This window comes from Salicola sp. Rm-C-2C1-2 (assembly GCF_040196175.1).
GTDB lineage: Bacteria > Pseudomonadota > Gammaproteobacteria > Pseudomonadales > Oleiphilaceae > Halospina.
This window is the reverse complement of the sequence record NZ_JBEFNF010000002.1, coordinates 218,912-245,126: the sequence shown is the minus strand read 5'-3', so window position 1 is coordinate 245,126 and position 26,215 is coordinate 218,912. Positions and strand designations below refer to the sequence as shown.

Here is a 26,215-nt window from a genome sequence, read left to right as displayed (position 1 = left end):
TGTGCCCGGTCCGTTTTTCACCAACGGTGATCATCTTGAGCCGAACACAACGGTTTCTCAGTCTATTACTGGGCGCGATTCTCTTTCCCGCCTGGGCAATGGCTGGCATCCAGCCAGGCCAACTGGCGCAAGCACTGGAAAACGCCCACAGTGGCGATACACTGGAACTCGAACCCGGCCTTTTCTCGGGCCACTACCGAATTGATACCTCCCTGACCCTTCAGGGAAGCCCCGGCACCATCATTGATGGCGGCGGCAAAGACACCATCCTGACCATCTCGGCCCCGGATGTCTCGGTAAAGGGACTGCTGTTGCGCAACAGCGGCGACAACCTGACACAGCATGAGTCAGCCATCTTCATCAAAACCAGCGGCCGTGATGCCCACATCCAGAACAACCGCATCAATGCCCAGGGATTCGGCATCTGGGTGGACTCCGCGCCCAATGTGCTGATCGAACGCAACCGGATAACCGGCAATACCGAGATCCGCTCCCAAGACCGCGGCAACGGCATCCACCTGCACCATGTCAACGGCGCCATAATCCGGGACAACACGGTCTGCCAGGCACGGGACGGCATCTACATCAATGTCAGCAACCACAACTCCCTGGTCGCTAACCGCCTGTGCAACCAGCGCTACGGCATTCATTACATGTACTCCAACAGCAACACGGTCCGCAGCAACCGGAGCTGGGGCAACCGCACCGGCTACGCCCTGATGCAGTCCACCCGGCTTGAAGTCATCAATAACCGGGCCGAAAACGATAAAGGTTATGGTTTTCTTCTCAACTACATCACCCAGTCCACGCTGCGGGATAACGCCGCCGTCGACATCAAGGCTTCAACGAGCCCGGACGGCACCCGGAGTATTGAGGGCGGCGAGGGCAAGGCCCTGTTCATCTACAACTCCCAGAAAAATCGGATCCATGGCAATACGTTCGCCCGTACCGCCATCGGCATCCATATGACCGCTGGTTCCGAGAACAACGAGATCCACGGCAACTCGCTGATCAGCAACCGTACCCAGGTCAAATACGTTTCCAACCGCGCCCAGGAATGGTCAAAAGACGGACGCGGCAACTACTGGAGTGACTACATGGGCTGGGATATCAATGACGATGGCATCGGCGATGTTCCCCATGAACCCAATGACGCAGTGGATCGGATCCTGTGGACCTATCCCATGGCGCGGGTGCTGATGAACAGCCCGGCGGTGGAACTCATGCGCTGGGTCCAGTCCGCCTTTCCCATACTCAGACCCAGGGGCGTAAAGGACAGCCACCCGCTCATGCGCCCCCCGGAAACGCAGGAAGAGCGCTCATGACCAACACGGTGGACCTTGAACAGCTCAGCTGTCATTTCAGCGGCGTACGCGCCCTGAGCGATCTGAATCTTGCTCTTGGTGAAGGCGAGGTTCTGGGTCTGCTCGGCCATAACGGTGCCGGCAAATCCACAGCCATGAAATTGATACTGGGCATCCTGACGCCCACCTCCGGGCGCGTGCGGGTCTTCGGCGAAGACCCGAGAGGCCCGGGCTCCGGCCAGCTCCGGATGCAGTTGGGCTATCTCCCGGAAAACGTCAGCTTCTACGACAATCTCAGTGGCCGTGAGGTGCTGACCTATTTCGCACGCCTCAAACGCGTACCCCCGAAAGAGGTCAACCGACTGCTGACGCAGGTCGGTCTCGATCATGCCGCCAACCGCCGAGTGCGCACCTACTCCAAGGGCATGCGCCAGCGCCTCGGCCTGGCCCAGGCGCTGCTGGGAGAGCCCCGCCTGCTGCTGCTTGATGAGCCCACGGTCGGACTTGACCCCATGGCCACACGGGATGTCTACCAGACCATCGATGAGCTGCGCGCCCGGGGCACCGGCATCATGATCAGCTCGCATGTGCTGCCCGGCATTGAACAACACGTGGACCGCGTCGCCATCCTCGGCGGCGGCAGCCTGCTGGCATCAGGCACGATTGAGGCGCTACGCAGCCAGGCGGAGCTGCCGCTGACAATCCGTGTCCGCCGCCAGCCCTCCACCCGGTTTCCGGACACCGGCCTGCATCCGGCCATTCAGGATGCTATCCCCGAGGCCGATAACAGCCTGGTTCTGACGGTTGCGACCAGGGACAAGATCAGAGTGCTCAATGAGCTGCTCAACCTTGCCGGGCTTGAGGACGTCACGATTGAACCACCAACTCTGGAAACTCTGTACGCCCATTTCGACACCGAGCTCAATGAAGGGGGAACCCGGTATGCATGAATCCCTGGTCGTTGCCGGCAAGGAATTCCGGGACGGGCTGCGTAACCGCTGGGTTCTGGCCATCACCCTGGTATTCGCGATGCTGGCCATTGCCCTGGCCTGGTTCGGTGCCGCTGTCTCCGGGGAGGTTGGCTTCACCCGTGTCTCGACCACCATCGCCAGCCTCGCCAGCCTGGCGGTGTTCCTGATTCCCCTGATCGCCCTGATGCTGGCCTATGACAGCATTGTGGGTGAGGATGAAAACGGTACCCTTCTGCTACTGATGACCTACCCCCTGAGCCGGACCGGGCTGCTCGCGGGCAAGTTCATGGGGCACGCCGCCATCATGGGCCTCTCCACGCTTCTGGGTTTCGCCATTGCCGGGCTGGTGATTGTGGTCTTCGATGCTGAGGCGACCCTTGCCGCCCTTGTCAGCCCCTTCTCGCTGTTTATAGGCAGTGCCATTCTGCTGGGTTGGTCCTTTCTGGCCCTGTCCTACCTGATCAGTGCCATTGCTCATGAAAAAGCCCGGGCAGCGGGCATGGCGCTCTTTGTCTGGTTCCTGTTCGTGCTGGTCTACGACCTGACACTGCTGGGGATACTCGTGGGCACTGAAGGCCAGGTGAACGAGAGCCTTTTCCAGGTTCTGCTGATGATCAACCCGACGGATATCTTCCGGCTGATCAACCTGACAGGGTTTGAACAGGTCGCGCAAGCCAGCGGCATGCTCGCCATTGCGACCAGTGAGAGCCACTCGGTTGCGGGCCTGATCGCCCTTCTCGGACTCTGGATCATTGCCCCACTTGCCATTGCCGCCGCCGTTTTCCGGCGTCGCCGTACCTGAGATCAGGGAGCCATTATGACCACCCGACGCGATATCATTGCTTTCCTCGGTGCCCTCCCAATCCTGTCGCTGGCAGGCTGTGGACAGGGCGACACTGGCGCCAACTGTCAGTCCATTGCGCTTTCGGACGGCCACCAATGCACGCTCTGCGGCATGACCATCAGCAGTTTCCCGGGCCCCAAAGGCCAAGCCTGCGTTGATGAAGGCGAAACCCTCAGCTTCTGTTCCACCAACGACCTGTTTTCCTGGGCCTGGCAACCCGACTCCAAACCCCGGATCGGAAAGCTCTATGTTCACGACCTTAGTCGTACCCGGTGGCAGTCACCCTCTGGCGAGGCCTGGATCGAGGCCAGGAACGCCGTCTATGTCGTCGGCCACAAAAAGGAAGGCGCCATGGGCCACTCGCCAGCACCGTTTTCGAACAACAAAGACGCGGAGCAGTTTGCCGAGACGCACGGCGGTCGCATCCTTGGATTCCGGGAGCTGGACTGGGACGCACTCAAGGCCAGTTCCTAAGTGCCCACCTGAATCCGTATACTGGGCCTTCACAACCGAAAACAGAGAGACAGCCCCTATGCGCCAGGACAGCCACAAACAGGAGGCGGCGCGAGCCGCACTGAATCATATCCTGCCGGACCTGAACCCACGCAGTATTCTGGGGGTTGGCACCGGCAGTACGGTTAATTACCTGATCGATGCCCTGGCTGAGGAAAAGGACCAGTTTGAGGGCGCTGTCGCCAGCTCCGAAGCGACCGCCGAACGCCTTAAACAGCACGGGATACCGGTCTACGATCTCAACGCCGTCGCACCGCCGCGCTTCTACCTTGATGGCGCGGACGAGGCCAACAAACGGCTTGAACTCGTCAAGGGCGGCGGAGGCGCCCTGACCCGGGAAAAGATTCTGGCCGCCGCCTCGGAAACCTTCCTCTGTATTATCGACGAGTCCAAGGAAGTAGATATTGTCGGTCAGTTCCCCCTGCCTGTTGAAGTGATCCCCATGGCACGCAGCTATGTGGGGCGCGAGCTGGTCAGGCTGGGCGGCGACCCGGAATACCGTGCCGGTTTCACCACGGACAACGGCAACATTATTCTGGATGTACACAATCTTGATCTGAGCCGTCCGATCAAGGCTGAAGAGGCGATCAACCAGATCACTGGCGTGGTCACCAATGGGCTTTTTGCGAAGCGCCCGGCGGACCGGCTCTTCGTGGCCACCGCGACCGGCGTTACCGAGAAAGCAGCCTGATTAAAGTCCCATCTGTGTGGCGATAAGCTCTTTCATGATTTCGGTGGTGCCGCCGCCGATGGCAAGGATGCGGGCATCACGGGCGAGGCGCTCAACCCCCGCCTCGCGCATGTAGCCCATACCCCCGTGCAGCTGCACCGCTTCACGGGTTACATCCTCCGCCGCCTCTGCCGTAACGTTCTTGGCCATGGCCACTTCCTTGACCGGTGTCTTTCCGGCATCCATGAGGGCGGCGCAGTGGTAGGTGTACTGGGTGGCCATCTCTACCCGGGTGGCCATATCCACCAGCTTGTGCCGGGTCACCTGGAAGCCACTGATCGAGCGCCCGAAAGCCTCCCGCTCGCGGCTATAGGCCATAGCCTGCTCCAGTGCCAGGCGCGCCGTCATGGCACCCATGATGCACAGCATCAGCCGTTCCTGGAGGAAGTTGGTCATGATGACCATGAACCCGCCGTTCTCCTGGCCAATCAGGTTCTCCGCCGGCACCGGGACGTCATCAAAGAACAGCTCGGCGGTGTCACTGGCCCACCAGCCGGTCTTCTTCAGCACCCGCCCGCGGGAGAAACCGGGCGTGTCACGTTCAACCAGCATCATACTGATGCCGTTATGACCGGCTTCGCCGGTACGCACAGCCACGGTGTAGTAGTCCGCCCGGTGACCGCTGGTAATGAAGGTCTTGCTGCCGTTGATCCGGTAGTAATCACCCTCCTTTTCCGCCCGGGTCTGGAGGTTAGCCACATCGGAGCCGCCCCCGGGCTCGGTAATCGCAAGAGCGGCAACCGCGTCGCCATTCAGCACCTCGGGGACTACGCGCTCGCGCATGGCCTTCGACCCCCATTGCACAATGGGTGGCAGCGCGATGTCGTGAGAGCCTAGGCCCGCAACCAGGCCACCGGACGTACTGCGCATTAACGCCTCGCTGACCGCCACCTTGAGGAAGAGATCGCCTTCACCGGTCCCCCCCAGTGACTCCGGATAACCAACACCCAGAAGCCCGGCTTCCGCCGCTTTGCGGTAAAGATCGCGGGGGAACTCTCCGGCCTCTTCCCATTCATCAATGTGCGGCAGGACTTCCCGCTCCACAAAGCGCAATGCCGTCTGGCGAGCCTGTTCATGGGTTTCGGTGAAGCAGTGTGTTGCGGTCTTCATGAGTGCCTTCCTTCAGCAGCCAGCGCCAGTGTGAACAGCCCGAGTGTGCCGCAACCACTAACACCAAGCAAGCGCTTGGTCATCTTTGGATTTTTATCCCGCGCGATCCATGCGTATAATTCACGCTTGATTCATGAAGCCTTCATTCATCCACAGAAAAGGACACCGTCATGAACTTTGACAAGATCCCGCCCGGCAAGAACCCGCCGGAAGACATCTTCGTTGCCATTGAGATTCCTGCCAACGCGCAGCCGATCAAGTACGAAATCGACAAGGACATGGACGCTGTCCTCGTGGATCGCTTCATGGCCACGCCCATGTTCTACCCGGCCAACTATGGCTTCATCCCGAACACTCTGGCCGATGATGATGACCCGCTGGATGCCCTCGTAGTAACGCCTTACCCGGTTCAGCCAGGCGCGATCATCCGCTCGCGCCCCGTGGGCGTTCTTAACATGGAAGATGAGGAAGGCGAGGATGCCAAGCTGGTCTGTGTTCCCCACGACAAGCTGACCACGGCTTACAAGGATGTGCAGGACGTTGAGGACATTCCGGAACTGCTGAAAGAACAGATCAAGCACTTCTTCGAGAACTACAAAGACCTTGAAGCCGGCAAGTGGGTCAAGGTGCGCAACTGGGACAACGCCGAAGCCGCACACAAAGCGGTAGAGGAAGCGGTCAAGGCCGCCCAGTAACCAGCAGCCGGGCGGTTCGGCCGCCCGGTCAGCTCATCCCCTCCGGCTCCCTGGGCCGGGAGAACCAGTAGCCCATCACACCGTCAACTGGCAGCTCACGCACCGCCGCCCATTCGGCTTCCACCTCCACGCCACTGACATAGACCTGGATACCCTGCTCGCGCAGAACCGGCGCGATGTGCGATAGGAAGAAACGTGCCTCGGGGCGCTGATGAAGATCCCGGATGTGCTCACGGCTGATGCGCACGGCCTGTATGGCGTAACGCCCCAGGTATCCAAAGCTGACGCCGCCGGAACCGAAGTGGTCCACCATCAGGCTTGCTCCGGTACGCGCGGCTGCCTCTGCAAGCAACGACACAGCTGCCGGCTGAACACGCAGGGCACGTTCCGGCACAACAAACCACAGCGACCGGACCTGATCCCCCGCTGTCTCCAGACGCAGGACCAGCCAGTGCATGAAGGCATCATCGACCAGTGAAGCCAACCCCAGCGACACCGCCACGGCGCCTGTAGCCTCTGGTCGTTCACCGCAAAGCACCCGTTCAACGACGAGGCGGTCAAACAACGGTGTTCGCCCTGAGCGCTCCAGATGGGGCAGAAAATGCGCCGCTGCCTGCCACTGCCCGGCCAGCTGCATCCGCCCCAGGGCCTGGTGCATGAAACCATTGCCGGCCAGGTCGTGGATTGATTGCCAGGCAAGTGCCACATCCTCCGAGGCCAGCGCATTATCGATGGTCTCGAGCCAGCTCCCGGCGCCATCCAAAGGCGCGGCCAACGCATGCCCCCAGCAGACCAGCGGGTCTGCGCTCGCCGCCGCCGTGCTAAGGCCCTGATCAGCCCGTGTCAGCAGTCCGCCCACACTCAATCCTGATTCAATCCGAGTCACGCCAGCCTGGAAGATGCCCTGCTCCGGTACACTGTGGGCACTGTAGCGCGATGCGAGCTGCGCCACCAGCTCCTGCAACCAGGCATCCGCCTCGGCGGCATCGACACCGGCAATTAAGACCAGCAGATCCGCGCCCTGCCCCCGCCCCGTCACCACTCCCTCATGGTGAGACTCAAAGTCCAGAAGCCTCGCGCCGCACTCGGCCAGAACCGCATTGCCCTGCGCCCGTCCGCAACGCTTATTGAATGACTGGAACCCGAGCGGACGGAATATGGCCAACCCCCCTCCGCGCACCGATTCATGGGAATGCAAGACCGCGGTCAGTGCCTGATCAAACGCCTCACGGGTGCGTAGCCCGGTCACCGGATCCCGATTGAGGCGGCGCTGCAGTTCACTGATCAGATCCAGCTGGCGCTGGAAGGTCTGGCTCAGGCGCGCGGCCATGGCGTTAAGCGCCTGAGCTACGCGACGCAGTTCGCGGGCATGGGGTGGCTGGGTACGCGCGGAGAAGTCATTAGCCTGCAGTGCCTGCGCCTGGCTCGCCATCTGCCGCAAAGGCGCCAGAAGCCGCCCGGAACCGCGCCAGGCCAGCCACATACTCAGCAACAGAAGCGCACCACTCCAGGCCAGATCCACCAGGAAACTGCGCCAGAGACGGACAAGAGCCGGCTTGGGATCACCGTAAACCCGCACACTGCCGGCCGGCTGCCACCCGGCCATGACGCTCGCCTCACCTCGCGGCGAAGGCAGATCCGCCCAATGGCGGAACCACCCGGGGACCGCCGATGGCGTGTCTTCTACCTCACGACTGTGGCGCACGCTGCCATCAGAACGGACCAGCTCGACCCTGGAATAGGCGCCACTGTCAAAGACCGCATCCACCAGCCGTCGTATTTGGCCATCACGCTCGAGTGTCGATACCGCCACCCCCAGCGCGGTAGCCGCATCCTGGGTCTGAATGCGGAGCTCTTCCCCAAGATAGGCCCCAAAGCGGCTGGCACTGAACCAGGTGCTCGCCGCGAGCACCATAACCAGCAGCACCCCGATGAAAGTCACGAGGAGCATGCGCAGGCTGTAGCCTGTATCGTCCGCTCGACGCATGGTGTTTTCCCGAAACGGGCCGAAAGACGCCAGATTGACACAGATCCAGAAGAAACGACTATAGTGGTTGCGTGGAATGTGACAAAGCACACCAATAACAAGCCTACGGTCATGACAGACACCAACTCTCAGCAGGAGAAGCTGCGCCAGCACTTCGCCCGACGCGTAACCACCCAAGCACGCGTCGTGCTCGAGAACTGGCAGAAGTTCCTCGATAACGGCGAACCGCCACCCGGTCTGCGCGAAGACCTGATGGCTGCCACGGAGAAGCTGATCAAGTACGCGCGGCGCTTCGAGATGACCGATCATGAGGCGGCCGCCGACAGCATTCGCACCGCCCTCCAGATCTGGCCCGAAAGCCAGCCCATGAACAGCGAGATCCGCGACAGCCTGCAGCAGGGCATGGACCAGCTTGCGCGTTGCACTTTGCGGCGCTCGGACCAGAACGAGGATGACGCACCCCGGACCTACCTGCGCACGCCAATCTATCTCGCTTTCAACGACAGCGACTACGCTCAGCGCATCATCCGCCAGATGGAGTTCTTCGGTTTCCGGGCCGCGGCTTTCCCGACTCCGGCAGACCTGGAGGCGGAGTGCGCGCGCAACAAACCTGAAACAGTTGTGATTGACGTGAATTTCGGCGGTGATGACGCCGTTGCCGGTATCGCCACCATGGAACGCATCCAGCAACGCCACGAAACCCCCATCCCTGTGCTCTATATCAGCCGTGAGGACGGTTCCATCGAAACCCGCCTGCGGGCTGTACGCTCCGGTGGCGAAGAGTTCTTCTACCAGGCGCTCGACCCGGGGCAGCTGATCGAAAAGATCGAGCACTACTCCTACGCCCACCCCCCCGAACCCTATCGGGTGCTGGTGGTCGACGACTCCAAAGCCCAGGCCAAATATATTGAGAACGTGCTCCAGAAGGCCGGCATGCGCTCCTGTGTTCTGACCGACCCTATGGAGGTCGTCGATGCGCTGGAGACCTTCTCTCCGGAAATCATCATCCTGGACATGTATATGCCCGGGTGCACCGGAACGGAACTGGCCAAGGTCATCCGCCAGCAGGACCATCTTCACAGCGTGCCCATCATCTACCTCTCCGCGGAAGAGGATGTTGCCAAGCAGCTGCACGCCATGAGCATGGGCGGCGACGACTTCCTCACCAAGCCCATTGACGCCAAACACCTGGTCGCCACCCTCCACAACCGGGGTCGGCGGGCCCGCTCGCTGCTGGCGCTGATGATCCGCGACAGCCTCACTGGCCTCTACAACCACACGCATACACTGAGTCTGCTCGAATCCGAGATCAGCCGGGCCAACCAGAGTCACGAGCCACTGACCTTTGTCATGGTGGACCTGGATCACTTCAAGCGCATCAATGATACCTACGGACACCCCATCGGCGACCGGATCCTGAAAAGCCTGTCACTCTTTCTCAAGCAGCGTCTGCGCAAAACCGATCACATCGGCCGCTACGGCGGTGAAGAGTTCGCCATCATCCTTCCGGACACACAGGAGGATGACGCACTCGACGTCATGAATGAGATTCGCGAAAAGTTCAGCCAGTTGCGCCAGCCCGCCACAGGCACGGATTTCCATGTGACCTTTTCCTGCGGCGTGGCCCAGTGGCGGGGGGAATCCCCCCAGCAGCTGTGTGAACGTGCCGATGGCCTGCTTTACGCGGCCAAAGAAGAGGGTCGCAACCAGGTGGTTGCAGGAGATTGATTTTTCGTATCACCGCTATTGATCTACGGCTAACATGCGTTCACACTTTTCCTAACGTGGCCGGATCTGAGCCTGAAAACACAGAATCCGACGCAAAATAACCCGAAAAGAAACAATTATGGCCAACGTCCTCGTCCTCCACGGCCCCAACCTGAACCGGCTCGGTACCCGCGAGCCCGATACCTACGGGGCAGCCACCCTGGTGGACATCAATCAGCGCCTGAATGAACAGGCCACCGAGGCCGGCCATCACCTGTTCACGCTGCAGAGCAACGCCGAACACGAGCTCATCGAACGGATCCATGACGCAGCCGATGAAGGCATCGACTTCATCCTGTTCAATCCCGCAGCCTTCACGCACACCAGCGTAGCCCTGCGGGATGCCCTGCTGGCCACCGCGATCCCGTTTATTGAGGTGCATCTATCCAACGTGCATGCGCGCGAGTCCTTTCGCCATCATTCCTTTTTTTCAGATGTTGCCGAGGGCGTGATCAGCGGATTGGGAGCGCAGGGTTATGAACTCGCGCTGACCGCCGCATGCCGCAAACTGAGGTGAATGAGAGCCCCTTATGGACATTCGCAAAGTCAAGAAACTGATCGAGCTTCTGGAAGAATCCGACGTTGAGGAACTGGAAATCCGGGAAGGCGAGGATTCCGTCCGAATCAACCGCCGGCGGGCCGATACCGTAACTATGGCCGCGCCAGCAGCCCCGGCGCCAGCCCCGCAGCAGCCGGCACCTGCGCCGCAGCCGCAGCCCACCAGCGGCGCCAGTGAACCGGCTGAAGAAAAGACCGAACCGGACGAGCCCCAGGGGCACCTGGTACGCTCTCCCATGGTTGGCACTTTCTACAGGGCAGCGTCGCCCACTTCCGCCTCCTTTGTGCAGGTAGGCCAGAAGGTGCACGCCGGTGACGCCCTCTGCATTGTCGAGGCCATGAAAATGATGAATCAGATCGACGCCGACATCAGCGGTACGGTTTCCCAGATCCTGGTCGAAGACGGTGAACCCGTTGAATACGACCAGCCCATGTTCGTCATCACCTGACAGCGAAGCGCCGCATCATGATCAATAAAGTACTGATTGCGAATCGGGGTGAAATCGCCCTGCGCATACTGCGGGCCTGCAAGGAGCTGGGCATCCGCACCGTTGCCGTGCATTCACGCGTGGACCGCGACCTGATGCACGTACGCCTGGCGGACGAATCCGTCTGTATTGGGCCCAACAGCGCCGCCGACAGTTATCTCAACATCCCGGCTATCATCAGTGCCGCCGAGGTAACAGACGCCGACGCCATCCATCCCGGGTATGGCTTCCTGTCCGAGAACGCGGACTTTGCCGAGCAGGTTGAGAAAAGCGGCTTCCGGTTCATCGGGCCTTCCGCCGAAACCATCCGGCTGATGGGCAACAAGGTCTCTGCCATCCGCTCCATGGTGCGCGCCGGTGTACCCACCGTTCCCGGCTCCAATGGGCCGCTGAACGAAGATGAGGAGCGCACCCGCCAGATCGCCCGGGAAATCGGCTATCCGGTGCTGATCAAGGCGGCTTCCGGCGGTGGCGGGCGCGGTATGCAGGTCGTGCACACCGAGCATGCACTGCTTAAGGGTGTACACGTCACCCAGCGTGAAGCCCGGGGTGCGTTCGGCGACGAAACCGTCTACCTCGAGAAATATCTGGAACGACCACGGCATGTGGAAGTCCAGGTTCTGGCGGATCAGTACGGCAACGTCATCCATCTGGGCGACCGGGACTGTTCCCTGCAGCGCCGCCACCAGAAAATCATTGAAGAGGCGCCAGCGCCGAATATCGACGCGGAGGCTCGGGAACGTACCCTTCAAGCCTGTCTCGCCGCCTGCCGCGAGATTGGCTATGTGGGCGCGGGCACCTTCGAATTTCTCTATCAGGACGGCGAGTTCTTCTTCATCGAAATGAACACACGAGTCCAGGTGGAACACCCGGTTTCCGAGATGGTCACGGGGGTCGACATCCTGGCCGAGCAGATCCGTGTTGCCGCTGGCGAGCAACTGCGCTACCGCCAAGAGGACATTGAAGTCCGTGGCCACGCACTGGAGTGCCGGATCAATGCCGAAGACTCCAAAACCTTTGCTCCCAGTCCCGGGCGTGTTGAACGATTCCACCCACCGGGCGGTCTCGGCGTGCGCGTGGACTCGCACCTGTACTCTGGCTACAGTATTCCACCTTACTACGACTCGCTGGTGGGCAAGCTCATCACATTTGGCGACAATCGCGACACCTGCCTCACGCGCATGCACAATGCGCTGGATGAGCTGGTTGTCATCGGCATCAAGACCAACGGATCTCTGCACCAGCGACTGGTTCGTGATGAAGGCTTCCGCAGCGGCGACATCACGATCCATTACCTGGAACAGCTGATCCGGCGGGACTGACGCATGGCGTGGGTACAGCTTCACATCCAGTCGGACAGTGACCATGCCGAGCTTGTGGAACAGATGCTTCTTGAAGCCGGTGCCGAGTCTGTAAGCATGGAAGACAGCGCGGATACGCCGCTCTATGAGCCTGAGCGCGGCTCTACCCCGCTGTGGGACAGCACCACCGTCACGGGGTTGTTTCAGGGCCAAGCAGACCTGGCCGAGGTTCAATCGCAAGTGGCAGAAGCCTATCATGCTGCTACCCAGACCCATGTTGAATCCATGGAGACGGAGCTGCTTGAGGATCGGGAATGGGAGCGCGCGTGGATGGATGATTTCCGTCCCGAGCGCTTCGGCAACCGCCTCTGGATCTGCCCGAGCTGGCAGGACCCCCCGGAACCGCAAGCGGTTAACATCACTCTGGACCCGGGGCTGGCGTTCGGCTCCGGCACCCATCCCACTACCCGTCTCTGCCTGGAGTGGCTGGATGCCAATCCTGTGGAGGGCCTGGAGATCGTCGATTACGGCTGCGGCTCTGGCATTCTCGGACTTGCCGCACTCAAGCTCGGCGCCGGGCACGTGGTCGCCACGGACAATGACCCACAAGCACTGGACGCCAGCCGCGATAACGCGCGACGCAACACCATTCCAGATAAAGCCCTTGATCTTTACTTGCCAGAGGACCAGCCGGAAGGCCGCTGTGACCTGATGCTTGCCAACATACTGGCGCAACCATTACTGTCTCTGGCTCCAACGCTGGCCAGTCAGGTCCGGCCTGGAGGACAGATCGTGCTTTCAGGCATCCTGTCCAATCAGGCGGACGCCATCAGTGATCGCTATGCCCGCTGGTTCCACATGCAGTCACCAACGGAGCAGGAAGGCTGGATCTGTCTGACCGGAACGCGCCACACGGACTGAAGTGGAGCCGACTGCATGGCCGCACAACCGGATACTCTTACCCGTTGCCCGTACTGCCAGACGCGGTTCCGGGTAACCCCGCGTCAGATCGAGGCGGCGCGCGGACGGGTCCGCTGTGGCCACTGCCTGTATGTATTCAATGCCGTTGAGCACGCCGAACCGGAAGAAGACACACACGCCTCCACGGGATCAGGCTCCGACGACGACCTGATCTTTGATGATAATCCCGAGGAAGATGCCCAGGAAGAGCGCTATACCGGCCATGAGGGGCCGGTAGAGGAAGAATTCAGCGACGATATCCTGGCCCTTGACGCGGGCGACCGTTCCGGATTTCGCAGCGAGCTGGACTCACTCGAATCCGGCGACCATCTTCAGGACGATGAGAGCTGGGCGGAGTCACTGCTCCACGAGGTCGAGCACGAACCGGAAGCAACTACGGCAGAACCGCCATCGCCAGAGCCAGGCCCCGGAGAAGCGGACCTCGAGCGTAACACGGACCCTGAGCCGGAAGACCGCGCTGAGCCCGACTTCGAGCCTGCCTGGCAGACGCTGAATACCGACCCGATTGTCACCACCAGGCCTGACCGCTGGCGCTGGCTGCGCCGGCTTGCATGGTTTCTGGGCGTCACCGCAATGGCCGCCCTGTTGGCCTACCAGGTGGGCTGGTACCGTTTCGAACGGCTCGCCCTCTATGAGCCTGTTCGCCCCTGGTACGAGCAGGCCTGTGAATGGCTCGGATGCGAGCTGCCGCCGCTGGTAGCCACCGATCGGCTGGAACCCCGTCAGCTGGTGGTCCGCAGTCATCCGGACATGGCGAACGCCCTGCTCCTGGAGGTCACCATTGTCAACGAGGGCGGCTTTGCCCAGCCTTGGCCCGCCATTGCCCTTAGTTTTTCCAATCTCAACAATGATGTGGTGGCCCAGCGCGTATTTCAGCCAGACACCTACCTGGCTGGCGAAGAAGCAGCCCGTGGCCGCATTCCCTCGAAAGCGGGCCGCCGCATCCGCCTGAGCCTGAAGGATCCCGGTAAAGACGCTATCAACTACAGGATCGACTTCCTCCCGGCGCGTCAATAGGCCAACCTCAAAAATACTCTGCTTTTGATTCAATCCGCCCCTTTAATGGGCTGGGAGCCCGGCGTATCATTGTTCCCCCCTGAGCTGGTCGAGATTTGACCAACCCGCACGGACCCAATCACCAGGAGAACGCTGTGGTCGCCATTGGCCCCCATACGCTGCCCAACAACCTGGTTCTGGCACCCATGGCGGGTGTCACGGACAGACCCTTCCGGCTTCTATGCCGCACGATGGGCGCGGGCTTGGCTGTTTCCGAGATGGTCACCGCAGACGCCAGTCTCTGGAGCTCCCGCAAATCGCGTCAGCGTATGGATCACAGCGGGGAACCGGAGCCCATCGCTGTCCAGATCGCCGGCGGCGATGCGCCCATGCTGGCGGAGGCCGCGCGGTTCAATGTCGCTAATGGTGCCCGGATCATCGACATCAATATGGGCTGCCCCGCCAAGAAAGTCTGCAACAAGGCGGCGGGTTCCGCGCTAATGCGCGACGAAGCCCTGGTTCAGGAGATCCTGGAGGCGGTGGTAGCGGCCGTGGATGTTCCGGTTACGCTCAAGATGCGCACGGGCTGGGACCGTGACAACCGCAACGCCGAGACCATTGCGCGTATGGCCGAAGATGTGGGGATCTCTGCGCTGGCAGTGCACGGGCGTACCCGTGCCGACGCCTACAAGGGCGAGGCCGAATACGGAACCATCGCCAAGGTGACACAGGCTGTGGACATTCCTGTATTTGCCAACGGCGACGTGGATTCGCCCCGCAAGGCCGACGAGGTCCTGCAGGAAACAGGCGCGGACGGGCTGTTCATTGGCCGGGCCGCCCAGGGGCGGCCCTGGCTCTTTCGTCAGATCAATCACTATCTGGCCACGGGTGAGGAACTACCGGATCCCGATCAGGAAGAGATCAGGAACATTCTGATGGGTCATGTAGAGGCACTGCACGGCTTCTATGGCGAGTACATCGGCCTGCGTGTTGCACGCAAACACGTAGGCTGGTACCTGCAGGCCCGTGATCCGGACAAGATATTCCGCCGGCACTTCAACCGCATTGAGGACGCCGGCGCGCAGCTGCAGCTGCTTGATGATTACTTTCAAGGCATTCAGACAGAAGAGGTACGTGTCGCATGAACACTGAATTCATGGCCGAGGATAACCGGGCCCACACACCCGATGAGCCCCTTACAACGGCTGCCGGCAACGGTCAGACCGTGACGCTGCGCGACAGCGTGGAACAGGCACTGGAAAACTATTTTTCACAACTCGATGGTGCCCCGGTCAGTGACGTCTATCAGCTGGTGCTCTCCGAAGTGGAAGCACCGCTGCTGGAAAAAGTCATGGAATACACCGGCGACAATCAGACGCGCGCCTCAGCGATGCTGGGTCTCAACCGCGGTACCCTGCGCAAGAAGCTCAAACAGTACGGCCTGCTGTAAGGAATCGGAGCCATCATGACGGAACAGCCCAATGCAAGCCCCATCCGCCGGGCGCTGATCAGCGTCTCGGACAAAACCGGTATTGTTGAATTTGCCCAGGCACTGCGCCAGCGGGGTATTGAGATACTGTCGACCGGCGGCACCTTTCGGTTGCTCACCGAAAGCGGCATTGATGCCAGGGAGGTGTCTGACCACACCGGCTTTCCGGAGATCATGGCCGGCCGGGTCAAGACACTCCACCCGCTGATCCATGGCGGCATACTGGGACGTCGCGGCACGGATGACAGCATCATGGCGGAGCAGGGCATCGATCCCATCGACATGGTTGTGGTCAATCTCTATCCCTTCGAACAGACAGTGGCGGACCCGGACTGCGACCTCGCGACCGCTATTGAGAACGTCGATATCGGCGGCCCCGGTATGCTGCGGGCCGCGGCCAAGAACCACCAGGATGTAACCGTTGTCGTGAACGCCGACGATTACGACCGTATCCTGGGTGAAATGGATGCCAATGATGGCGGTCTTCACGCCAGCACCCGCTTTGACCTTGCAACCCGTGCCTTTGAGCACACCGCCGCTTATGACGGCGCCATCGCGAACTATCTGGGCGGTCAACTGGCAAGCCAGGCCGAGCCGGAGCCGTTCCCCCGCACCTTTAACAACCAGTTCGAGAAAGTGCAGACCATGCGCTATGGCGAGAACCCGCATCAGAATGCGGCGTTCTACCGCGAGCGTGGTGCCAGCGAGGCGTCCGTCGCCACCGCGCGCCAGATTCAGGGCAAGGCTCTGTCCTATAACAACGTGGCGGATACGGACGCCGCACTGGAATGCGTCAAACCCTTCGCGGATCCGGCGTGCGTGATCGTCAAGCACGCCAACCCCTGCGGCGTGGCCATCGGGGCGGACCTGAAACAGGCCTACGACCTGGCCTTTACCACCGACCCGACCTCGTCTTTTGGGGGCATCATCGCCTTCAACCGGCCGCTGGATCCGGAAGCGGCTTCCGCGATTATTGAGCGCCAGTTCGTGGAAGTGATCATTGCCCCGGACATCACCCCGGAAGCCAGCAACGTGCTGGCAGCAAAGAAAAACGTGCGTGTGCTGATCTGTGGCCCCTTCAATGAGCAACGCATCGCCGGCTGGGACTACAAGCGGGTGAACGGTGGCCTGCTGGTTCAGGACCGGGATCTGGGTATGGTTGATGAATCCACCCTGCAGATGGTGACCGCGCGGTCACCGGAACAGGACGAGCTGGAGGACCTTCTGTTCGCCTGGGAAGTGGCCAAGTACGTGAAGTCCAATGCCATTGTCTACGCCCGCCACGGCCGCACCATCGGCATCGGCGCCGGGCAGATGAGCCGCGTCTACAGCGCCCGTATCGCCGGCATCAAGGCCGCCGATGAGGGTCTGGAAGTGAATGGCTCGGTCATGGCATCGGACGCATTCTTTCCTTTCCGGGACGGCATTGACCAGGCCGCCGAAGCGGGCATCAAGGCAGTGATCCAGCCCGGCGGCTCCATGCGCGACCAGGAAGTGATTGACGCCGCGAATGAGCATGGCATTGCCATGGTTTTCACCGGCATGCGCCATTTCCGGCATTGATAGAAGCAGGAACGGGAGCCCAACCATGCAGATCCTGATCATCGGCGGCGGTGGCCGCGAACACGCGCTGGCCTGGAAGGCCGCTCAGTCCCCAGGGGCGGAAAAAGTCCATGTTGCCCCGGGCAATGCGGGTACGGCCCGGGAGACCGGGGTCGAGAACGTGGCGATCGGTGCTGAAGACATTGAAGGACTGACCCGCTTCGCCACCGAAAACGCCATTGATCTGGTGATCGTGGGCCCGGAAGCGCCATTGGTGGAAGGTGTTTCGGATCGACTGCGTGAGGCTGGCATCGCCGTTTTCGGTCCCAGCCAGGCCGCAGCTCAGCTGGAAGGTTCCAAGAGCTTTGCCAAGGACTTTCTCGCCCGCCACAGCATTCCCACTGGCGAATATCAGACCTTCTCGGACCCTGAGTCAGCACTGGAATACCTGCGCGAGAAAAATGCTCCCATTGTGATCAAAGCGGATGGCCTGGCCGCCGGCAAGGGCGTGATCGTGGCAGAGACCCTGCCCGAAGCCGAACACGCCGTGCGTGATATGCTTGCTGGCAACACCTTCAGCGATGCCGGCCACCGGGTGGTGATCGAGGAATGCCTGCTGGGCGAGGAAGCCAGCTTTATCGCCATGGTTGATGGCGCGAACATTCTGCCGCTGGCCAGCAGCCAGGACCACAAGCGCGTGGGCGATGACGACACCGGCAGCAACACCGGCGGCATGGGCGCCTACTCACCGGCACCCGTGGTAACGGATGACGTTCACGAGCGCATCATGCGGGAGGTTATCGAGCCCACCGTAAAGGGCATGGCAGAAGAAGGCCGGCCCTACACGGGCTTTCTCTACGCCGGCCTGATGATCAGCCCCAATGGCTCGCCCAAGGTGATCGAGTTCAACTGCCGGCTGGGCGATCCTGAGACCCAGCCACTGCTGATGCGGCTGCGCACCGATCTAATCCAGCTCTGCCTGGCCGGCGCCCGCGGTGAGCTGGACCAGGTCAGCTGCGATTGGGATGAGCGCACGGCTCTGGGCGTGGTCATGGCGGCGGGTGGCTACCCGGCGAAATACCGCAAGGGCGATGCCATCTCAGGGCTCGACGACGTGGACGCCGCCGACCGCAAGGTCTTCCATGCCGGCACTCAGCAGGATGAAAGCGGCCAGGTAGTGACCGCAGGCGGTCGCGTGCTGTGCGTCACCGCCCTTGGCGAGACCGTGGCCGACGCGCAGAACAGCGCCTACGACGGCGTCGAACACATTCACTGGGAAGACGCCCATTACCGCCGTGATATAGGGTTCCGCGCGCTTGAGCGCACCTGAGCTATGGCACCCCGGAGCGCGTCCGCTTATTCCAGTGACGACGCGCTCTCAGCGATCCCGGCTTCGGTAACCGGTGACCGCCCATCCGCTCGGCGCTCACTGTAACGGTCTACTAGATAGTTGGCGCGGTCGCGCAACAGCAGCGTAAACTTCATCAGTTCCTCCATCACATCGACCACCCGATCGTACAGCGGCGACGGCAACATCCGTCCCGCCTCGTCAAACTCTTGATAGGCCTTGGGAACAGAGGACTGATTGGGGATGGTGATCATGCGCATCCAACGTCCCAGAATGCGCAGATTATTCACAGCGTTGAACGACTGCGAGCCACCGGAAACCTGCAGTACTGCCAGGGTCCGGCCCTGGGTCGGCCGGACCCCACCCACAGACAGTGGCAACCAGTCGATCTGGGTTTTCATGATCCCGGTCATGTTGCCGTGGCGCTCAGGGCTGACCCAGACATGCGCCTCGGACCATTGGGAAAGCTCACGCAGTTCCTGCACCTTGGGATGATCCGCCCCAGCGTCATCCGGCAGCGGCAGACCAGAGGGATTGAAAACGCGGGTCTCGGCGCCGAACTCGTGCAGCAGACTTTGCGCCTCCTCAGCCAGAAACCGACTGTAGGAGCGCTCGCGCAGTGAGCCGTACAGCAGCAGCACCCGGGGCGGCTGGGCGCTACCCGGGGTATTGAGCTTGCTCAGACTGGGATGATCAAGAAATGCCCGATCAACATTGGGAAGTGGCGAATCCCCGGACAATGGTTTGCCTCCTGATTGGTGAGTAGCCTGAAATGGACACTGCGCCCGTTGACCTCAATCTCTGCCTGACGCCAGTTCAGCGCCTTCGACAAAGAGATGGCGCAATCCCAAAAACGATTCCAGTCGAACCGTCAGCGGTTTGCTGATGGTGATGCCGGGATCGAGATGGACGGCGATGCCATCTACTTCAATCACCCGATAATCATCGATGTCACACGGTATGCCGGGTTCCGCAACCGGAACACCGGCGGAGCCACCGCAACAGCCGTTACGCGTAGCGTTACGCACGATCAACGCAGCCTCACCCGCCAGGAGCCAGGCCCTGGCCTCATCGGCAATAGTGATGGGTACCTCCGCCATCAGGTACTGGCCTCAGCCGGAAAATAACGGCGCGTCCGGTTCGCGATCTTGACCAGCCCCAGCATCAGTGGCACTTCCACCAGCACCCCAACCACCGTTGCCAAGGCTGCACCGGACTGCAGCCCGAACAGGGCAATGGCGGCCGCCACCGCAAGCTCAAAGAAGTTGCTCGCTCCGATCATGGCCCCTGGCGCCGCTACACTGTGTGGCACCCGCCACGCCATGGCCCAACCATAGGCGATGGCAAAGATCAGGAACGTCTGAAGAATCAGCGGTACCGCAATCAACACAATATGCAGCGGATTCTGGAGGATCACTTCACCCTGGAAGGCGAACAGCAGTACCAGAGTCAAAATCAGCCCAATGGGAGTAACCGGCGCAAGGCGCCTCATAAAGACGTTGTCGAAATACTCGCTGCCGTGCTGTGTGATCACCCAGCGGCGAGTGGCGTAACCCGCCGCCAGCGGAATCACAATATACAGAACAACTGACAGGGCGATCGTTTCCCAGGGGACGATCATGTTCGACAGGCCCAGCAGGAACATCACAATAGGTGCGAACGCGAACAGCATGATGATGTCATTGAGCGACACCTGCACCAGCGTGTAGGCAGCGTCGCCCCGGGTCAGGTAACTCCAGACAAAGACCATCGCCGTACAGGGGGCGGCTCCAAGCAGGATAGCGCCAGCCAGATACTCGCGTGCCAGGCCCGTCTCGATCAGCGGCTCGAAGACCACCAGCAGGAAGAACCAGGCAATCATAAACATGGTGAATGGTTTGACCAGCCAGTTGATCGTCGTGGTGACGATCAGGCCCCGTGGCTGACGGCGGACACCCGCGATGGCGGCGAAATCGATCTGCACCATCATCGGAAAAATCATGGCCCAGATCAGTACCGCCACCGGTATCGACACCTGGGCGTATTCAAAGCGCGACAGCACATCCGGCACTACCGGCAACCACTGGCCCATGGCAATACCAGCCACAATCGCCAACGCCACCCACACCGAGAGATAACGCTCAAAGAACCCCATCCCTTCCCGGATATCCGGCTCATCGGTTCTCTGCATCAGAGCTCACCTCCGTCAATCGCCTTCAGGAGTGCCTGTACACGCTGCTCGATGTCATCACGCACCCTTCGGAATTCAGTCATCACCGTTGCGTCATCGCCCTGCGCTCGCGCCGGATCGGGCAGTGCCCAATGGTGCTTGTCGGTCCCTGGCGGCAGCATGGGGCAGAATTCATCCGCATCCCCGCAGACAGTCACCACCAGATCCGCCCAAACCAGATGCGCCTCCGTCAGAGTGCTGGATTGCTGGTCCTGAATGCCCACGCCAACCTCATCCATCACCTGCAACGCCCTCGGGTTCTGGCCATGGGCCTCCAGCCCCGCCGAATCGACGTTCAACCGCCCGCCCCTCATATGCCGCAGAAAGCCTTCGGCCATCTGGGAACGACAGGCGTTGCCGGTACACACAAAAAGCACGTTCATCGCGCTGCCTCACTCAGCCGCATCAACAGACGGGCGCTGCCCCATGGCCACCAGACGCCTCCGGTGCTCGGACAGGTCCCGGGACACCAGGACCGACCGCAACGTCTCGTACGCCCACTCTGGGAGCTCCGGTGCAAGGCGATAGTGCACCCACTGCCCCCGGCGCTCATCCTGAACAATGCCCTGATCCCTGAGCTGGGACAGATGCCGTGAGACCCGGGGCTGGGAAAGGTCCAGCGCCGCAACCAGCTCACAGACGCAGAGCCGTCCTTCCTGCTGCAGCAACAGCAGGCTATTAAGGCGGGTTGTATCAGAAAGAGCCCGAAAGAACTGTTCTGGCGTTACCATATACGCATATCCATATATTTTCAGAGATCATCCTACCGAAACCATACACCAGTGGAAAGAGCTGTTATCCACTCAGGATCCCGATAGCTAAGGATGGGTCAGCTTGGGGACGCCGCGACGCCGCCGAATCCAGTTGATGGCCCCGAATACCGGTGGACGGGAGACAATCCAACGTTCCAGTTGGAATTTACCCGGAAAATTGAGCAGCGTCAGGGCAATGACAATGGTCAGAAGCCCCTGGCCCGGCAGCACCAGCATGGCGACCCCAGCCACCAGCAGCACCAGCCCCAGCAGGTTCTTGAGAATCAGAACGAGCAGTCCCATCGCGGGGTGACGCTGCAGAATGAGGCGGGTATCCCGCTCAGGGCGCGCGAAGTAATCAGCGGGAATACGCGCCACGATGATGGGCACGGCAATGAGAGTCACTACAAACATGAGCAGGGACATACCGCCCAGACTCCACAGCGCCCAATCATGGGCCTGCAACCACGCCGCCAGTCTGCTGAACAAGGGTCGCCGCGCCCCCCCATGGAAATCCGCGTTGCGGCAAGCCTACCGCCTTATCCAACATTTGCCCACCCCGCCCTTGGAAGTGGAAAATAACGCCCTCATCAAACCAGTCAGTTGCCGATTGAGCGGGACACTTCCTATACTGAGTGTAGTATGGAGGATAGTAACCGGATGCTGGAGGGCACAATGGAACAGAAGACCCCGCAAAGGGACACAACTCGCACTGATCGTAATGAGCGATTTTCACCCTTGAGCTTCACACAATCGCTGATCGAACCCACCAGTTCCGCCAGAGCACCTGAGCGCTGGATGGCAGAGAAATTCCTTTCAGTGGCCGGTAATCCTCCGATGACACTGGATCTATGGGGCACTGAGCAGGTCGGCCCGTCCTCAGAAACATCGCGCTATCGACTGCGGATTGCGGATCGCGCTGCCCTCTACGAACTGATGACCAACCCTAACCTGGCTTTTGGCGACCTCTACAGCGAGGGGCGGTTGGAGATGGAAGGGCACATGCCCGACCTGCTCACGGATCTGTACCGGGCCCTGGACCAGGCCTATGACAGGCTGCCTCTGCTGTTGCGCATGCTGTGGCGCGATCAGGCGCCACGCTCCACCAGCCTCAAGCAAGCTAAAGACAATATCCATCATCACTATGATATGGGTAATGACTTCTACCGGCTCTGGTTGGATAAAGCCCAGATGCAGTACACCTGCGCGTATTACGAGGAGCCTGGCATCAGCCTGGAGCAGGCCCAGCTGGCCAAGCTGGAACTCGTCTGTCGCAAGCTTCAGCTCCAGCCCGGCGAGACCGTGGTAGAAGCCGGCTGTGGCTGGGGCGGCCTGGCCCGTTACATGGCGAAGCACTATGGCGTGAATGTCCGAGCGTTCAATATCTCCCAGGAGCAGATCAACTTTGCCCGCGAGAGGGCAAAAGAGGAGGGCCTGGAGAACCAGGTCGAGTACGTGCAGGATGACTACCGCAATATTACCGGCGAATACGACCGCTTCGTCTCCGTCGGTATGCTTGAGCACGTGGGCACGGAGCACTACCCAGATCTGGCGGACGTCATCCGCCGGCACATGAAAACCGACGGTCTTGCTCTGGTTCACTCCATCGGCCGAAACTACCCGATGCGGACTAACGCCTGGATCGAGAAGCGGATTTTCCCGGGGGCCTATCCGCCCAGCATCACCGAACTCACCAGCATCGCCGAATCCGGCCCATTATCGATACTCGACGTGGAAAACCTGCGCCTGCACTACGCCGAAACACTGGAGGACTGGCTGGCGCGCTTCGAGGCCAATAGTGCCACCGTGCGCGAGATGTACGGCGAGAACTTCGTGCGCGCCTGGCGGCTCTACCTGTCCGGTTCCATTGCGGGCTTCCGTGCCAGCTCGCTGCAACTGTTCCAGATGGTACTGGCGCACCCGGAGAACAACAACGTGCCCCGTAACCGTAAACACCTCTACACCAGTTCCAACGTTCCGCCGGAGGGCAGCTACTGATGGTACAGCGTTACGATGCTCTGATCGTCGGCGGTGGCCCGGCCGGCTCCACCATGGCACGGGCCCTGACCCAGCGCGGTTACCGCCCCCTGGTGGTGGATAAACAGACCTTCCCGCGGGACAAGACCTGCGCCGGCTGGGTCACTCCAGCCGTGCTCGACATTCTGGGCATTGATCCGGCCGACTACCGTCAGAAGAACGTAATGCAGCCCATCCACGGCTTCCGTATCGGCATGATGGGCCAGAAAGCGGTGGTCAATGACCACGGCAGCGAGCCGGTCAGCTACGGGATCCGCCGCTGTGAATTTGATCACTACCTGCTTGAGCGCAGCGCCAGTGAGCGGGCGGAGGGCATCAAGTTCCAATCCCTAGAACGCACCGCCGATGGCGAATGGTGCCTCAACGGTGACTACCAGGCGCCACTGGTCATTGGCGCCGGGGGCCACTTCTGCCCGGTTGCGGCTACCATCGGGGAAGGGCCCGGCAGCCATGAGACTTCGGTCACCGCCAAGGAAGTAGAGTTTGAGATGACCCCGCAGCAGGCCCGCCACTGCCGGGTCCGCGAGGATACCCCGGAGCTCTGGTTCTGCCGCGACCTGATGGGGTATGCCTGGGTTTTCCGCAAGGACAACTTTCTCAATATCGGCCTTGGACGCGAGGATCCTAACGACCTCAAGAGCCACCTCAACGACTTTGTCGCCAGAATGCAGGCCGAAGACCGGATCCCGGAGGATCTACCCGGCAAGTTCAAGGGCCACGCTTACTTGCTCTACGATCACGCTGAAAGGCCACTGGTGGATAACGGCATCCTGCTTATCGGTGATTCAGCCGGCCTGGCCTACACCCAGAGCGGCGAAGGCATCCGCCCGGCAGTGGAATCCGCTTTCCTGGCCGCCGATGTAATCCAGGAGGCACCGGACTACAGCGCAGCCAGCCTAAAGCTCTATGCCAACCGTTTGCGCGAGCGCTTCGGTACCCGCGAAGTCGAGCGCGAAAGCGGCCTTGATCTCCCGGACTGGGCCAAGCTGCGCATCGCACCCGCGCTGATGAAAACGCACTGGTTCACCCGCAAGGTGGTAACCGAACGCTGGTTCCTCCACGAACACGTGCCCACACTGGAGGTGGCTTCCTGAAACCGGGAGCAAACCACTCCTGAGCGCGGCCCGGCAAGGTTGCTACCGGGCTGGCGCACAGGCTCGCACGTCATCAGGCGCTGCCGAGTGACTTCACTGCCTCGATCATTTCAACCATCACCTTCTGCGCATCGCCATAGACCATGTGCGTGTTGTCCGCGAAGAACAGCTCATTCTCCACGCCACTATAGCCCTTACCCTGGCCGCGCTTGACCACAAAAGCCTGATGGGCGTAATCCACGTTCAGGATGGGCATGCCGTAGATGGGACTGGACTCGTTGCTGCGCGCCGCCGGGTTCACCACGTCATTGGCGCCAATCACCAGAGCCGCATCCGAAAGGGCGAACTCTTCGTTGATGTCTTCCAGATCGTAAATGATGTCATAGGGAATGCCAGCTTCCGCCAACAGCACGTTCATGTGCCCCGGCATGCGCCCGGCAACCGGATGGATCGCAAAGCTTACCTCTACGCCCTGCTTCTGCAACAGCTTCACGAACTCATAGAGCTTGTGCTGAGCCTGAGCCACTGCCAGACCATAGCCCGGCACAATGATCACCCTTGAGCCGTAGTACATGGAGATTGCCGCATCCGAGGCATCCACCGATTTCATGGAGCCCTCGATACCACCGGAGCCATCGTCCTCCTCGCCAAAGTTCGAGAAGATCACGTTGGTCACCGACCGGTTCATAGCCTTCGCCATCAGGAAGGTCAGCAGGGTGCCGGCGGAACCCACAACAGTACCGGCAATGATCATGGCCGGATTCTGGAGAACGAAACCCTCGAATGCCACAGCGAGGCCGGTAAAGGCGTTATAGAGTGAAATCACCACCGGCATGTCCGCGCCACCAATGGGCGTGGTCAATAGAACGCCCAGCACCAGAGCGGCGATGAAAAACAGCGTGATGCCGTTGGCGGGCACCGCGCCATCCCCGACCACCAGGATGTAAAGCGCAAACAGGGCCGCCAGCGCCAGCGTCCCGCCGTTAATCAATTGCTGGGAGCTGAAACGGATGGTCCGGTTCAGGCGGCCATCCAGCTTGCCCCACGCAACGACCGAGCCGGAAAGAGCCACCGCCCCGATCAGCCCCCCCACAAGTGCCAGCACCGTAACCACAAAGCCATGGGCCTGGGCGTTACCGGAATACAGCTCCACCGCTGCAATGGCAGCCGCTGCACCGCCGCCCATGCCGTTGTAGAGCGCCACCATCTGTGGCATCCCGGTCATCTCAACGCGCTTGCCACTGCGCCAGGCCCAGGCGACGCCAATTCCCAGTGCCACCAGGGCCAGCAGGAAGTTGGTGACCACGTGGTCCGAAGCCGCGGGACGCACGTCAAAGGCATACAGGAAGGCGGCCGCTACCGCGATCACCATACCCCAGCCCGCAACGCGGATCCCCGAGGGCGCGGTCACCGGGCTGGCCATACGCTTGAGCCCGTAGATGAACAGCAGGGTGGCAACAAAGAAGGCTGCCGCGATCAGAAAACTCACCATGGTACTG

General features: G+C 61.0%; 27 protein-coding genes. 18 read left to right on the top strand and 9 right to left on the bottom strand.

Annotated features, from left to right (window positions below; genetic code table 11):
- Positions 1-35 precede the first annotated feature (35 nt).
- The 5 genes from AAF659_RS06930 to rpiA are packed head-to-tail and all read left to right on the top strand — an operon-like array spanning position 36 to position 4,323.
- Entirely contained in the window at positions 36-1,325 is a 1,290-nt protein-coding gene (locus tag AAF659_RS06930; RefSeq protein ID WP_349750992.1) for a nitrous oxide reductase family maturation protein NosD, read from the top strand.
- Positions 1,322-2,254 (top strand): ABC transporter ATP-binding protein, encoded by a 933-nt coding sequence (locus AAF659_RS06925; RefSeq protein WP_349750991.1) that lies wholly within the window; start codon positions 1,322-1,324, stop codon positions 2,252-2,254. Before AAF659_RS06930 ends, AAF659_RS06925 begins: the two co-directional genes overlap by 4 nt.
- Positions 2,247-3,077: an ABC transporter permease gene (locus tag AAF659_RS06920; protein ID WP_349750990.1), complete on the top strand. Its 831-nt coding sequence runs from the start codon at positions 2,247-2,249 to the stop codon at positions 3,075-3,077. Before AAF659_RS06925 ends, AAF659_RS06920 begins: the two co-directional genes overlap by 8 nt.
- 15 nt (positions 3,078-3,092) lie before the next feature.
- Entirely contained in the window at positions 3,093-3,593 is a 501-nt protein-coding gene (locus tag AAF659_RS06915; protein ID WP_349750989.1) for a nitrous oxide reductase accessory protein NosL, read from the top strand.
- A gap of 58 nt (positions 3,594-3,651) precedes the next feature.
- Positions 3,652-4,323 (top strand): ribose-5-phosphate isomerase RpiA, encoded by a 672-nt coding sequence (rpiA, locus tag AAF659_RS06910; RefSeq protein WP_349750988.1) that lies wholly within the window; start codon positions 3,652-3,654, stop codon positions 4,321-4,323.
- On the opposite strand, the gene AAF659_RS06905 is transcribed toward rpiA, so the two are convergent.
- Positions 4,324-5,472 carry an acyl-CoA dehydrogenase family protein gene (locus AAF659_RS06905; RefSeq protein ID WP_349750987.1) on the bottom strand — a complete coding sequence of 383 codons (1,149 nt, stop codon included), beginning with the start codon at positions 5,470-5,472 and terminating at the stop codon, positions 4,324-4,326.
- Positions 5,473-5,642: 170 nt separating this feature from the next.
- On the opposite strand from AAF659_RS06905, the gene ppa reads away from it, so the two are divergent.
- Positions 5,643-6,167: an inorganic diphosphatase gene (gene ppa / locus AAF659_RS06900; protein WP_349750986.1), complete on the top strand. Its 525-nt coding sequence runs from the start codon at positions 5,643-5,645 to the stop codon at positions 6,165-6,167.
- A gap of 28 nt (positions 6,168-6,195) precedes the next feature.
- Here ppa and AAF659_RS06895 read toward each other — a convergent pair whose 3' ends face one another.
- Positions 6,196-8,154, bottom strand: coding sequence for a bifunctional diguanylate cyclase/phosphodiesterase (locus AAF659_RS06895; RefSeq protein ID WP_349750985.1), 1,959 nt, complete (start codon positions 8,152-8,154; stop codon positions 6,196-6,198).
- A 111-nt stretch (positions 8,155-8,265) separates the two neighbouring features.
- Here AAF659_RS06895 and AAF659_RS06890 point away from each other — a divergent pair, with 111 nt between their 5' ends.
- From AAF659_RS06890 to purD, 10 genes are all read left to right on the top strand, one after another.
- Positions 8,266-9,882: a GGDEF domain-containing response regulator gene (locus AAF659_RS06890; protein ID WP_349750984.1), complete on the top strand. Its 1,617-nt coding sequence runs from the start codon at positions 8,266-8,268 to the stop codon at positions 9,880-9,882.
- Positions 9,883-10,000: 118 nt separating this feature from the next.
- Positions 10,001-10,438, top strand: coding sequence for a type II 3-dehydroquinate dehydratase (gene aroQ, locus AAF659_RS06885; protein ID WP_349750983.1), 438 nt, complete (start codon positions 10,001-10,003; stop codon positions 10,436-10,438).
- 13 nt (positions 10,439-10,451) lie between these two features.
- Entirely contained in the window at positions 10,452-10,928 is a 477-nt protein-coding gene (accB, locus tag AAF659_RS06880) for an acetyl-CoA carboxylase biotin carboxyl carrier protein (RefSeq protein WP_349750982.1), read from the top strand.
- A 17-nt stretch (positions 10,929-10,945) separates the two neighbouring features.
- Positions 10,946-12,289 carry an acetyl-CoA carboxylase biotin carboxylase subunit gene (gene accC / locus AAF659_RS06875; RefSeq protein ID WP_349750981.1) on the top strand — a complete coding sequence of 448 codons (1,344 nt, stop codon included), beginning with the start codon at positions 10,946-10,948 and terminating at the stop codon, positions 12,287-12,289.
- A gap of 3 nt (positions 12,290-12,292) precedes the next feature.
- Positions 12,293-13,189, top strand: a complete 897-nt coding sequence (gene prmA, locus AAF659_RS06870) for a 50S ribosomal protein L11 methyltransferase (protein WP_349750980.1) — start codon at positions 12,293-12,295, stop codon at positions 13,187-13,189.
- A 15-nt stretch (positions 13,190-13,204) separates the two neighbouring features.
- The gene (locus tag AAF659_RS06865; RefSeq protein WP_349750979.1) at positions 13,205-14,266 is read left to right on the top strand and encodes a DUF3426 domain-containing protein; all 1,062 of its coding nucleotides are present in this window, start codon (positions 13,205-13,207) and stop codon (positions 14,264-14,266) included.
- A 134-nt stretch (positions 14,267-14,400) separates the two neighbouring features.
- A complete protein-coding gene (dusB, locus tag AAF659_RS06860; RefSeq protein WP_349750978.1) occupies positions 14,401-15,390 on the top strand; it encodes a tRNA dihydrouridine synthase DusB in 990 nt (329 codons plus the stop codon).
- The gene (fis, locus tag AAF659_RS06855) at positions 15,387-15,695 is read left to right on the top strand and encodes a DNA-binding transcriptional regulator Fis (protein ID WP_502949201.1); all 309 of its coding nucleotides are present in this window, start codon (positions 15,387-15,389) and stop codon (positions 15,693-15,695) included. Before dusB ends, fis begins: the two co-directional genes overlap by 4 nt.
- A 15-nt stretch (positions 15,696-15,710) precedes the next feature.
- Positions 15,711-17,297 (top strand): bifunctional phosphoribosylaminoimidazolecarboxamide formyltransferase/IMP cyclohydrolase, encoded by a 1,587-nt coding sequence (gene purH / locus AAF659_RS06850; protein ID WP_349750977.1) that lies wholly within the window; start codon positions 15,711-15,713, stop codon positions 17,295-17,297.
- Between the two features lie 25 nt (positions 17,298-17,322).
- Positions 17,323-18,606: a phosphoribosylamine--glycine ligase gene (purD, locus tag AAF659_RS06845; protein WP_349750976.1), complete on the top strand. Its 1,284-nt coding sequence runs from the start codon at positions 17,323-17,325 to the stop codon at positions 18,604-18,606.
- Positions 18,607-18,632: 26 nt separating this feature from the next.
- Here purD and arsH read toward each other — a convergent pair whose 3' ends face one another.
- The 6 genes from arsH to AAF659_RS06815 form a co-directional block, all read right to left on the bottom strand.
- Entirely contained in the window at positions 18,633-19,364 is a 732-nt protein-coding gene (gene arsH / locus AAF659_RS06840) for an arsenical resistance protein ArsH (RefSeq protein ID WP_349750975.1), read from the bottom strand.
- A 54-nt stretch (positions 19,365-19,418) separates the two neighbouring features.
- The gene (locus tag AAF659_RS06835) at positions 19,419-19,724 is read right to left on the bottom strand and encodes a CC/Se motif family (seleno)protein (protein ID WP_349750974.1); all 306 of its coding nucleotides are present in this window, start codon (positions 19,722-19,724) and stop codon (positions 19,419-19,421) included.
- Positions 19,724-20,794: an ACR3 family arsenite efflux transporter gene (gene arsB, locus AAF659_RS06830; RefSeq protein ID WP_349750973.1), complete on the bottom strand. Its 1,071-nt coding sequence runs from the start codon at positions 20,792-20,794 to the stop codon at positions 19,724-19,726. The genes AAF659_RS06835 and arsB overlap by 1 nt, the downstream gene beginning before the upstream one ends.
- Positions 20,794-21,216: an arsenate reductase ArsC gene (locus tag AAF659_RS06825; protein ID WP_349750972.1), complete on the bottom strand. Its 423-nt coding sequence runs from the start codon at positions 21,214-21,216 to the stop codon at positions 20,794-20,796. The genes arsB and AAF659_RS06825 overlap by 1 nt, the downstream gene beginning before the upstream one ends.
- A 9-nt stretch (positions 21,217-21,225) precedes the next feature.
- The gene (locus tag AAF659_RS06820) at positions 21,226-21,564 is read right to left on the bottom strand and encodes a metalloregulator ArsR/SmtB family transcription factor (RefSeq protein WP_349750971.1); all 339 of its coding nucleotides are present in this window, start codon (positions 21,562-21,564) and stop codon (positions 21,226-21,228) included.
- Between the two features lie 87 nt (positions 21,565-21,651).
- Positions 21,652-22,074: a PGPGW domain-containing protein gene (locus tag AAF659_RS06815; RefSeq protein WP_349750970.1), complete on the bottom strand. Its 423-nt coding sequence runs from the start codon at positions 22,072-22,074 to the stop codon at positions 21,652-21,654.
- 186 nt (positions 22,075-22,260) lie between these two features.
- Between AAF659_RS06815 and AAF659_RS06810 the strand changes: the two genes are divergently transcribed.
- Entirely contained in the window at positions 22,261-23,583 is a 1,323-nt protein-coding gene (locus AAF659_RS06810; protein ID WP_349750969.1) for a class I SAM-dependent methyltransferase, read from the top strand.
- Entirely contained in the window at positions 23,583-24,716 is a 1,134-nt protein-coding gene (locus AAF659_RS06805) for an NAD(P)/FAD-dependent oxidoreductase (protein ID WP_349750968.1), read from the top strand. Before AAF659_RS06810 ends, AAF659_RS06805 begins: the two co-directional genes overlap by 1 nt.
- A gap of 73 nt (positions 24,717-24,789) precedes the next feature.
- On the opposite strand, the gene AAF659_RS06800 is transcribed toward AAF659_RS06805, so the two are convergent.
- Positions 24,790-26,208 carry an NAD(P)(+) transhydrogenase (Re/Si-specific) subunit beta gene (locus AAF659_RS06800; RefSeq protein ID WP_349750967.1) on the bottom strand — a complete coding sequence of 473 codons (1,419 nt, stop codon included), beginning with the start codon at positions 26,206-26,208 and terminating at the stop codon, positions 24,790-24,792.
- Positions 26,209-26,215: the final 7 nt, after the last annotated feature.